The 10,767-nt window shown below is 67.0% G+C and carries 8 protein-coding genes and 1 tRNA gene; 7 read left to right on the forward strand and 2 right to left on the reverse strand.

All coding sequences use genetic code 11. From position 1 onward, the window contains the following. Positions 1-2: 2 nt before the first annotated feature. The gene (locus M3149_RS17080) at positions 3-1,202 is read right to left on the reverse strand and encodes an ABC transporter substrate-binding protein (RefSeq protein WP_251710752.1); all 1,200 of its coding nucleotides are present in this window, start codon (positions 1,200-1,202) and stop codon (positions 3-5) included. Positions 1,203-1,416: 214 nt separating this feature from the next. On the opposite strand from M3149_RS17080, the gene M3149_RS17085 reads away from it, so the two are divergent. Continuing rightward, positions 1,417-2,337 (forward strand): LysR substrate-binding domain-containing protein, encoded by a 921-nt coding sequence (locus tag M3149_RS17085; RefSeq protein WP_251710753.1) that lies wholly within the window; start codon positions 1,417-1,419, stop codon positions 2,335-2,337. Between the two features lie 51 nt (positions 2,338-2,388). Here M3149_RS17085 and M3149_RS17090 read toward each other — a convergent pair whose 3' ends face one another. After that, positions 2,389-4,113, reverse strand: a complete 1,725-nt coding sequence (locus M3149_RS17090) for an acyl-CoA synthetase (RefSeq protein WP_251710754.1) — start codon at positions 4,111-4,113, stop codon at positions 2,389-2,391. A 35-nt stretch (positions 4,114-4,148) separates the two neighbouring features. On the opposite strand from M3149_RS17090, the gene M3149_RS17095 reads away from it, so the two are divergent. The 6 genes from M3149_RS17095 to M3149_RS17120 all read left to right on the forward strand — a co-directional run bounded on the left by M3149_RS17095 (position 4,149) and on the right by M3149_RS17120 (position 10,611). Next, entirely contained in the window at positions 4,149-5,066 is a 918-nt protein-coding gene (locus M3149_RS17095) for an alpha/beta fold hydrolase (protein WP_251710755.1), read from the forward strand. Positions 5,067-5,136: 70 nt separating this feature from the next. Beyond that, on the forward strand, positions 5,137-5,643 hold the full coding sequence (locus tag M3149_RS17100; RefSeq protein WP_251710756.1) for a hypothetical protein: 507 nt from the start codon (positions 5,137-5,139) through the stop codon (positions 5,641-5,643). 67 nt (positions 5,644-5,710) lie between these two features. Next, positions 5,711-6,815 (forward strand): peptide chain release factor 2 gene (gene prfB / locus M3149_RS17105; RefSeq protein WP_251710757.1). Its coding sequence is split into 2 segments (ribosomal slippage): positions 5,711-5,791 and positions 5,793-6,815, totalling 1,104 coding nucleotides; the frame shifts between segments, so codons are not numbered across the junction. Positions 6,816-6,818: 3 nt separating this feature from the next. Next, on the forward strand, positions 6,819-9,491 hold the full coding sequence (gene pepN, locus M3149_RS17110; RefSeq protein WP_251710758.1) for an aminopeptidase N: 2,673 nt from the start codon (positions 6,819-6,821) through the stop codon (positions 9,489-9,491). Positions 9,492-9,493: 2 nt separating this feature from the next. Then, the gene (locus M3149_RS17115) at positions 9,494-10,501 is read left to right on the forward strand and encodes a class 1 fructose-bisphosphatase (RefSeq protein ID WP_251710759.1); all 1,008 of its coding nucleotides are present in this window, start codon (positions 9,494-9,496) and stop codon (positions 10,499-10,501) included. Between the two features lie 34 nt (positions 10,502-10,535). Next, a tRNA-Thr gene (locus M3149_RS17120) sits at positions 10,536-10,611 on the forward strand. Positions 10,612-10,767 lie beyond the last annotated feature (156 nt).

Genomic DNA, 10,767 nt, shown 5'->3' on the forward strand with positions numbered 1-10,767 from the left:
GATCAACGGCCCCCGAGCACCGCGATGTAGTCGGTCACCCAGCGGTGGTACGGCACGCAGGCGTTGTTCTGTGTCGCGCACTTGGTGGTGGGTGTCTTCCAGAACGAGATGCGATCGAAGCTCTCGAAGCCCTGGCGCTTGCAGCCCTCGTCAGTGAGCAGCTTGTTGCCCTTGCAGGCCGCCGGCACCGCGGGCACCGAACCGAACCACGCCGCCAGGTCACCCTGCAGCTTGGGGTTGAGCGAGTGCTCCATCCACAGGTAGGCGCAGTTCGGGTTCTTGGCCTCGGCGTGCATCATGGTCGTGTCGGCCCAGCCCGTGGCGCCTTCCACCGGCACCACCGTGGCCACCGGGCGGTTTTTGCTCTTCAAGATATTCGCCATGAACTGCCAGCTGCTCGACGCGACCACACCCTCGTTGGTGAAGTCGTCGATCTGCACGAAGGCGTCGTGCCAGTACTTGCCCACCAGCTTGCGCTGGCCGCGCAGCAGCTCGAGCGCCGCCTTGTACTGCGCCTCGTTGAGCTCGTACGGGTCCTTGATGCCCAGCGCCGGGTTCTTCTTCATCAGGTAGAGCGCGGCGTCGGCGATGTAGATCGGGCCGTCGAAGGCCTGGATGCGGCCCTTGTTGCTCTTGCCGTCGGGCAGCGTCATCTCCTCGAACACCACGTTCCAGCTGGTGGGCGGCTTGTCCTTGAAGACGGTGGTGTTGTACATGAGCACGTTCCAGCCCCACTGGTACGGCGTGCCGTAGTGCGTGTTGTTCACGTAGTGCCAGGGCGCCTTCTGCAGGCGCTGGTCCACGTTCTTGAAGCTGGGGATCAGGTTCACGTTGATCGGCTGCACGCGCTTGCCCGCGATGAGGCGCATCGACGCATCGCCGGAGGCGGTGACAAGGTCGAAACCACCCTCGTTCATGAGCGCCACCATCTCGTCGGAAGTGCCCGCGGTCTTCACGTTGACCTTGCAGCCGGTCTTCTTCTCGAAGTCGGTCACCCAGTCGAAGTTCTTGTCGGTCTGGCCGCGCTCGATGTAGCCGGGCCAGGCCACGATGTCGACCTGGCCTTCGGGCTTGCCGAGCTTGTCCAGCGCCTTCTGCGCGTGGGCACTGGTGCTCAGCGCGCCGAACGCGAAAGCGGTTACGGCCATGCCCGCCAGGGCGCGGGCCAGGGGCCTGGAAAGTGGGCGGTGTGCGTGTTTCATGGGTCAATCACCTCGGTTGTCTGCGGGTTGAACACGACCACAGGGGCCGCACGGCGCCTGGGCTGGCACGCATGCTAGGCAGGGGCTTGACCGTTTCAAAATACAAAATAAGCTCGTCCAGCATTCGAAAAAAACGATAGCTAGGGTTTACCCGTTCCTTTTTTGCACCGCAACAGGGCGCACCGAAACGACGCACGCCCCGGTGCGCACCGCGATGAACCGACACGTCACGCCCAAGCAGTTCCGCTATTTCCTGGCCGTGGCCGAGTCCGACTCGGTGGCCGCGGCTTCGCGCATGCTCAACATCGCGCAGTCCGCCATCACCAAGAGCGTGCTGGAACTGGAAGACGCGGTGGGCCTCACGCTGTTCGAGCGCAGCCCCAAGGGCATGCGACTCACACCCGAGGGACACCGTTTTCTGGTGAAGGCGCGCCGCGTGATCGGCGCCGTGGCCGACGCCACGCGCGGCGTGCGCCAGGGCGCCACGCCCCTGGCGGGCTCACTGTCCATCGGCGTGACCAGCCTGGTGGCGGGCTACTACCTCTCCGAGGTGTTCGCGCGCTTTCGGCGCACCTGCCCGGCGGTGGACGTACACGTGGTGGAGGATCAGCCGCCCTTTCTGGAGCACCTGCTGATCAACGGCGAGCTCGACATCGCAATCATGGTGTCGAACGCGCTGGGCGAGCCGCAGGCGCTGGTGGCCGAGACGCTGACGCGATCACCGAACCGCGTGTGGATGGCCGCCGACCACCCGCTGGCCGCACAGGAGGAAGTGAGCCTGGCCGAATGCGCGGCCAACGACCTGGTGGTGCTGCAGGCCGACCGCATCGAGTTGCTGATGCGCCCGGTGTGGGCGCGCCACCAACTCAAGCCGCGCACCGTGCTGCGCACCTCTTCGCTGGAGGCGGTGCGTTCGCTGGTGGGTGTGGGTGCGGGCCTGGCCGTGCTGCCCGACTTTCTCTACCGCCCGTGGACCCTGGACGCCGAGCACGTGGAGGTGCGCACGCTGCGCGACGCGGTGCCGACGGTGGACGTGGGCCTGGTGTGGCGGCGCGGCTCGCAGCCCCGGGCGGAAGTGCTGGAGTTCATCGAGGTCGCACGGGACCAGTCGCGGTCACGCCGGCCGGCGGCTTGAGTGCTTTCGCCGGTGGGTCCGGCTGCCGGCGACCGCGGGCGTGCGCGAGGTCTACGAGCGAGACGCGTCCCGAGCCAACGCCTCTTCCCGCAACCGCAGCACCCGCCGCTGCACCTTCCCCGTCGTTGTCATCGGCAAGACGTCGATGAATTCGATCTCCTTCGGGTACTCGTAGGGCGCGAGCCTGCCCTTCACGTGCGCCTGCAATTCGGCGATCAACGCGTCATTGCCCACGTGGCCTGGCGCCAGTACCACGTAGGCCTTCACCACCGCGCCGCGCTCCTTGTCGGGCTTGGGAACCACCGCCGCGTTCGCCACCGACGGGTGCTTCACCAGGCAGTTCTCGATCTCGCTCGGGCCGATGCGGTAACCCGCGGCCTTGAACACATCGTCGGCGCGGCCCTGGTACCAAAGGTAGCCATCGGCGTCGCGCACCGCGAGGTCGCCGGTGCGGCACCAGCTGTTGGCCGGGTTGCCGGTGAACTTGGCGCGCGTGGCGCCTTCGTTTTTCCAGTAGCCCAGGAAGAAGATCGGATCGGGCTCGCCGTGCACGTCGCGCCGGTGCACCGCCACATCGCCGGGCACGCCCACCGGGCATTCGTTGCCGTCGTCGTCGATCACCGCCACGCGGTGGCCCGGGTAGCCCTTGCCCATGCTGCCCGGCCGCGCCGGCCAGAGCCGGGCGCAATTGCCCACGATGTAGTTGATCTCGGTCTGACCGAACATCTCGTTCACCGTGATGCCGAGCTCGTCGCGGCACCAGTTGAACACCGCGTCGCCCACCGCCTCGCCGGCACTCATGAGGCCTTGCAGTTCGACGCGGAAGTGCTCGCGCGGCCTGGGGTAGGCCTTCATCATGGCCTTGAGCGCGGTGGGGAACAGGAAGCTGTGCGTGACGCCGTGGCGCTGCATCAGCTCGAACGCCAGCTGCGGCGAGAAGCGGCCGTTGTGCGCCACGATGGGCCGGCCGAAGTACAGCGTGGGCAGCAGCGCGTCCATGAGCCCACCGGTCCAGGCCCAGTCCGCCGGCGACCAGAACACCGCGTCGCTCGGCTTCGCCGCGTCCCAGGGGTCAAAGCCGAACCAGTTCTGGCTGCAGACGAAGCCGGTGAGGTTGCCGATCAGCGCGCGGTGCGGAATGAGTGCGCCCTTGGGGTTGCCTGTGGTGCCGCTGGTGTAGATCAGCACCGCGGCCTCGTCGGCCAGCGTGTGCACGGGCTCGAAGTCGGCGGGCTCCTGCGCCAGCAGGGCGGCCCATTCAAGCGCGCTGCCGCCGTTTGCGTCGATCGCGATCACGTCCTGCAGGCGCGGGCAGTTCGCGCTCACCGACTGCACCGCGGCCAGGGTGCTGGCGTCGCAAATCGCGACCACGGCTTCGCTGTCGTGCAGGCGGAACTCCAGCGCTTCGGGCCCGAACAGCTGCGACAGCGGCATGCCCACCGCACCCATCTGCAGCACCGCCATGTAGGCCACCGAGGTCTCGAAGCGCTGCGGCAGCACGATGGCCACGCGATCGCCGCGCTGTACACCGAGCACCTGCAGTGCGTTGGACAAGTGGTTGGCCTGCGCCATCAGTTCGCCGTAACTGTGCACGCGATCGGGCTGGCCCGGGGCGGTGGCGATCACCGCGGTGTTGCGCGCCGATTTCGGGTCGCGCGCCCAGCGGCGCATGCAGGCCTCGGCCATGTTGAACTCGGCCGGCACCTGCCAGCCAAAGCGGGCATGCAACGCCGCGTGGTGGTCGGTTCGGGTGTCACGGTCTTGACGGCGGGGCATCGGTCGTCTCCTCGGCCTTCTCTATGATCGATCGAATGTACCAAGTGCAACGACCCTCCCGCAGCGAATACGCGTCCATCCGCGGCTGGCGCTACCACGTGCGCCACTGGGGCGAACCCGACGCGCAGCGCCCGCCGCTGGTGCTGGTGCATGGCTGGATGGACGTGGCTGCATCGTGGCAGTTCATGGTCGACGCGATGCGCGAGCAACGCCACATCGTCGCGCCCGACTGGCGCGGCTACGGCGACACCACGTTCATGGGACCGGCGCCCGACAGCTACTGGTTCCCGGACTACCTCGGCGACCTCGATGCCCTGCTCGACACACTCTTCGGCGATCGCGCGGTGGACTTGGTGGGCCACAGCATGGGCGGGCATGTGGCCACGCTGTATGCGGGCGCGCGACCCGAGCGCATCCATCGGCTGGTCAACCTCGAAGGCTTCGGCATGCCGGCATCGGTGCCAGCGCAGGCGCCTGGGCGCTATGCGAACTGGCTCGACGAGATCCGGGCCCAGCGCCGGGGCGACATGAACCTGAGCGACTACGACGACGCCAGTGGCGTGGCGCGCCGCCTGATGAAGACCAACCCGCGCCTGGCCGCCGACAAGGCCGACTGGCTGGCGCACCAGTGGGCGCGCCCCAACGAGAAAGGCCGCTGGGCCATCCTGGGCGATTCGGCCCACAAGGTGAGCAACGCGGTGCTGTTCCGGCCCGAAGAGGCCATCGCGGTCTACCAGCGCATCGCCGCGCCGACGCTGGTGGTGACCGCCAGCGACGACAGCCTGGGCCAGTGGTGGAAGGGGCGCTACACGCTGGAGGAATTCCAGCAGCGCATCGGCCATGTGCCGAACCTGCGCCGAGCGGTGATCGACAACGCCGGGCACATGATGCATCACGACCAGCCGCAGGTGCTTGCGCGGCTGGTCGAGGACTTCCTGGGTGCCGCGGGCTGACAGGCATCGCGCAATACCTCCTGTTGCATTCCACCGGGCAACAGACACACAAGCCGGGCAAACTGTGCGGATGCGACCCCGACACACCCTCGCGCTGGCCGCACTGATCGGCAGCGGCCCTGTTCTTGCCCTCAACCTCTGCCCCGGCTGGAACGACCCGCTGCCCGCGGGCCAGCCCCGCCACGAGGTATTCGCCTCGCCGTACACGCACCACTGGTCCTACGACGAAGAGCACAAGCAGGTTTACACCCTGAGCCTGAGCCGGCGATTGCCCGACGACCGCTTCTGCGGCCTGGCGGTGTTCAACAACTCGTTCGGCCAGCCTTCGGCCTACGCCTTCGCGGGCAAGACCTGGCCCGGCCTGCTGTCCCGCTGGCCTGATCTGTACCTGAGCGTGAGCGCGGGGATCATCTACGGCTACGTGGGCAAGTACAAAAACAAGGTACCGCTCAATGTGGGCGGCTTCGCTCCGGCCATCATTCCCACCATCGGCTACCGCCTCAGCGACCGCTACGGCCTGGAGGTGCAACTGCTCGGCACCGCGGCCTTCATGGTGGGTGTCAGCGGGCGCTTCTGACCCCTGCCCTGCTGCGGGCCCCTGCGTGCGAAAATCGCGGCTTTGCCGACAGAACGCAGGAATCACCATGGACGCCGAACAGATCAACGCCATTCAGAACCAGCTCGCGGACCTGAGCACGCGGGTGGTCGAGTTGCGGAGGTATCTTTGACTACGATGCCAAGGCATCGAAGCTGAAGGAAGTCGAGTCCGCGCTGGAAGAACCCACCGTCTGGGACAACCCCAAGCGCGCGCAGGAACTCAGCAAGGAGCGCAAGTCGCTCGAAGACGTGGTGCACGTGCTCGACCGGCTGAGCAGCGAGCTGGCCGACAACACCGAGCTGTTCGAGATGTCGGCCGCCGAGGATGACCACGCCGGCCTGCGCACGATCGAGGCAGAGGCCACCAAGGTGCAGGCCGAGGTCGAGAAGCTCGAGTTCCGCCGCATGTTCAACAACCCGGCCGACCCGCTGAACTGCTTCCTGGACATCCAGGCCGGCGCCGGCGGCACCGAGGCCTGCGACTGGGCCAGCATGCTGCTGCGCCAGTACCTGCGCTACGCCGAACGCAAGGGCTTCAAGACCACGGTGGAAGACGAAACCCCGGGCGACACCGCGGGCATCAAGAGCGCCACCATAAAGATCGAAGGCGAGTACGCCTTCGGCCTGTTGCGCACCGAGACCGGCGTGCACCGCCTGGTGCGCAAGAGCCCGTTCGACAGCTCGGGCGGGCGCCACACCTCGTTCGCCTCGGTGTTCGTTTATCCGGAGATCGACGACTCGATCGAGATCGACATCAACCCGGCCGATGTGCGCGTGGACACCTACCGCGCCAGCGGTGCCGGTGGCCAGCACATCAACAAGACCGACTCGGCCGTGCGCCTGACGCACATGCCCACGGGCATCGTGGTGCAATGCCAGGACAGCCGCAGCCAGCACAGCAACCGCGACCTGGCCTGGCAGCGCCTTCGCTCGCGCCTGTACGACCACGAGATGCGCAAACGCATGGAAGAGCAGCAGAAGCTGGAAGACACCAAGACCGACGTCGGCTGGGGCCACCAGATCCGCAGCTACGTGCTCGACAACAGCCGCATCAAGGACCTTCGCACCAACGTCGAAATCTCGGCCACCCAGAAGGTGCTCGACGGCGATCTGGATGCGTTCATCGAAGCCTCGCTCAAACAAGGGGTGTAACCCATGAGTTCCCTGCGTGAAGGACCCAGCACCCTGGTGCGCCGAGAAGACTACGCTCCGCCCGCGTACTGGATCGACAGCGTCGATCTCACGTTCGATCTCGACCCGGCCAAGACGCGCGTGCTCAACCGCATGACGCTGCGTCGCAACGCGGCCGTGCCCGCCCAGCCGCTGCGCCTTGACGGCGAAGAGCTCAACCTCGCGCGCGTGCTGGTCAACGGCGCGGGCTGCTCGTTCAAGATGGACGGCGGCCAGCTGGTGCTGGACAACCTTCCCGAGGGCGAAGCGCCCTTCACGCTGGAGATCTTCACCACCTGCGCCCCCGAGAAGAACACCCAGCTCATGGGTCTGTATGTGAGCGAGGGCACCTTCTTCACGCAGTGCGAGGCCGAGGGTTTTCGCCGCATCACCTACTTCCTCGACCGGCCCGACGTGATGGCCAGCTACACCGTGACGTTGCGCGCCGACAAGGCGCGCTACCCGGTGCTGCTGTCCAACGGCAACCTGGTCGATTCGGGGGCGCTGGAGGACGGCCGCCATTTCGCCAAGTGGGTCGACCCTCATCGCAAACCGAGCTACCTGTTCGCACTGGTGGCGGGCAACCTGGTGGCGCGCGAGCAGCGCATCGTCTCGCGCTCGGGCAAGGAACACCTGCTGCAGGTCTTCGTGCACCGCGGCGACATGGACAAGACCGAACATGCCATGCAGTCGCTGATTGCCAGCGTCGCCTGGGACGAGGCCCGCTTCGGCCTGCCGCTCGATCTGGAACGCTTCATGATCGTCGCCACCAGCGACTTCAACATGGGCGCGATGGAGAACAAGGGCCTCAACATCTTCAACACCAAGTACGTGCTGGCCAACAGCGCCACCGCCACCGACACCGACTTCGCCAACATCGAATCGGTGGTGGGCCACGAGTACTTCCACAACTGGACGGGCAACCGCGTCACCTGCCGCGACTGGTTCCAGCTCTCGCTCAAGGAAGGCCTCACCGTCTTTCGCGATCAGGAGTTCAGCATGGACCTGTGCGCCGAGCCGTCGGCGCGCGCGGTCAAGCGCATCGAGGACGTGCGCGTGCTGCGCACGGCGCAATTCCCCGAGGACGCCGGCCCCATGGCGCACCCGGTGCGCCCCGACAGCTACGTCGAGATCAACAACTTCTACACCGTCACCGTCTACGAAAAAGGCGCCGAGGTCGTGCGCATGATGCAGACCCTGGTCGGGCGTGACGGCTTCGCGCGTGGCATGAAGCTCTACTTCGAGCGCCACGACGGCCAGGCCGTCACCTGTGACGACTTCGCCCAGGCGATCGCCGATGCCAACCCCGACAGCCCGCTGGCGCGCCAGCTCGATGTCTTCAAGCGCTGGTACAGCCAGGCCGGCACACCGCGCCTGCGCGCCGACGGCCGCTACGACGCTGCCGCCCAGCGCTACACCCTCACGCTGAGCCAGCGCTGCGCGCCCACGCCGGGCCAGGCGGTCAAGCAGCCGTTCCTCATCCCGGTGGCGCTGGGCCTGCTGGACGCCGACGGCCGCGAGCTGCCGCTGGCGCCCGAGCAGCGCCTCGTGGTACTGAGCGAAGCGAGCCAGACCGTGGTGTTCGACGGCATCGCCAGCGAACCCGTGCCCTCGCTGCTGCGCGGCTTCTCCGCGCCCGTGGTGCTGGAGCACGACGACACCGACACCCAGCTGCTCACCCAGCTCGCACACGACAGCGACCCCTTCAACCGCTGGGAAGCCGGCCAGCGACTGGCCCTGCGGCGCGCCCTGGCCGCAGTCCGCACGGGTGGCCCCATCGGCCAGCCGCTGGACGCCGCCTTCATCGACGCCATGCGCGCCGTGCTGCGCCACGAACAGCTCGACGCCGCCTTCAAGGAGCTCACCCTCACCCTGCCCAGCGAGACCTACATCGCCGAGCAGCTCGACGAGGTGGACCCGCAGCGCGTGCACGCCGTGCGCGAGGCGATGCGCGAGCAACTGGCCCACGCGCTGCACACCGACTGGGCCTGGGCTTACGAGCACCACAAGGACAACGGCACCTACCGCCCCGACCCGCTGAGCGCGGGCCGGCGCGCGCTGACGGGCCTGGCGCTCACCATGCTGTGCCTGGAGGCCCGCAGCTCGGGCAACCCGGTGTGGCCGGGCAAGGCGTACCAGCGCTTCAAGGACGCCGGCAACATGACCGACCGCTTCAACGCGCTGTCGGCCCTGGTGGTGAGCGACCACACACTGGCCCGTGAGGCGCTGCCGCGTTTTCACGCAATGTTCCGTGACGAGGCCCTGGTGCTGGACAAGTGGTTCGCGCTGCAGGCCGGCGCGCCCGACCGGGGCGGCAACATCCTGCCCGCGGTGCGCCAGCTCATGGCCCACCCCGATTTCCAGTTGCGCAACCCCAACCGCGCTCGCAGCGTGATCTTCAGCTACTGCAACGCCAACCCGGGCGCCTTTCACCGCGCCGATGCAGCCGGCTACGTGTTCTGGAGCGAGCGCGTCATCGAGATCGACCGCTTCAACCCGCAGGTGGCCGCGCGCCTGGCGCGCGCGCTCGACCGCTGGAAGAAACTCGCCGAGCCCTATCGCAGCGCAGCCCGTGAGGCCATCGCACGCGTGGCTGCCCAGACCGAGTTGAGCAACGACGTGCGCGAGGTGGTCACCCGCGCACTTTCGGAAGACTGAACATGAGCAAACGCATCTCCCTCACCCGCTACCTCGTCGAGAAGCAACGCGTCGACGGGCACATTCCCTCGCAATTGCGCCTGCTCATCGAGGTGGTGGCGCGCGCGTGCAAGAGCATCAGCCACGCGGTGAACAAGGGCGCGCTCGGCGGCGTGCTCGGCAGCGCCGAGAGCGAAAACGTGCAGGGCGAGGTACAGAAGAAGCTCGACATCATCGCCAACGAGGTGTTGATCGAGGCCAACGAATGGGGCGGCCACCTGGCAGCCATGGCCAGCGAGGAAATGGACGGCATCTATGTGGTGCCCAACCGCTACCCGCAGGGCGAATACCTGCTGCTGTTCGATCCGCTCGACGGCTCCAGCAACATCGACGTGAACGTGAGCATCGGCACCATCTTCAGCGTGCTCAAGATGCCCGAGGGCGACCGCGGCGTCGATGAAGCCGACTTCCTGCAACCCGGCCACAAGCAGGTGGCGGCGGGCTACTGCATCTACGGCCCCCAGACCACCCTGGTGCTCACCGTGGGCGACGGCGTGGCCATGTTCACGCTCGACCGCGAGCAGGGCTCCTTCGTGCTGACCGAGGAAAACGTGCAGATCCCTGCGGACACCAAGGAATTCGCGATCAACATGAGCAACATGCGCCACTGGGATGCCCCGGTGAAGCGCTACATCGACGAATGCCTGCAGGGCAAGGAAGGCCCGCGCGGCAAGGACTTCAACATGCGCTGGATCGCCAGCATGGTGGCCGACGTGCACCGCATCCTCACGCGCGGCGGTGTCTTCATGTACCCCTGGGACAAGCGCGAGCCCGACAAGCCGGGCAAGCTGCGCCTGATGTACGAAGCCAACCCCATGGGCTGGCTGGTCGAGCAGGCCGGCGGCGCCGCCACCAACGGGCGCGAGCGCATCCTGGACATCGTGCCGGGCAAGCTGCACGAGCGCGTGAGCGTGATCCTGGGCAGCAGGAACGAGGTGGAGCGCGTGACCGCCTACCACCGCGAGGCCTGAGACCCGCCCCGCGCTGGCTATAATCACGGACTTCGCCGGTGTAGCTCAGTTGGTAGAGCAGCTCATTCGTAATGAGAAGGTCGGGGGTTCGACTCCTCTCTCCGGCACCACCTTCCAAAGCCCCGCAAGCCCTCAGGCTCTAGCCGTTCGACTAAGGAGTTGACGGTCTAGGCCTTCAGCCAGGTTGATTCAAAGCCCCGTCCTGCTCTTGCAGGGCGGGGCTTTCTTCTTTCTGGGGGACCACCTGGGCGCGGGGCTGGAAGTAC

The sequence above is a fragment of the Hydrogenophaga intermedia genome (assembly GCF_023715105.1).
Lineage (GTDB): Bacteria > Pseudomonadota > Gammaproteobacteria > Burkholderiales > Burkholderiaceae_C > Hydrogenophaga > Hydrogenophaga intermedia_A.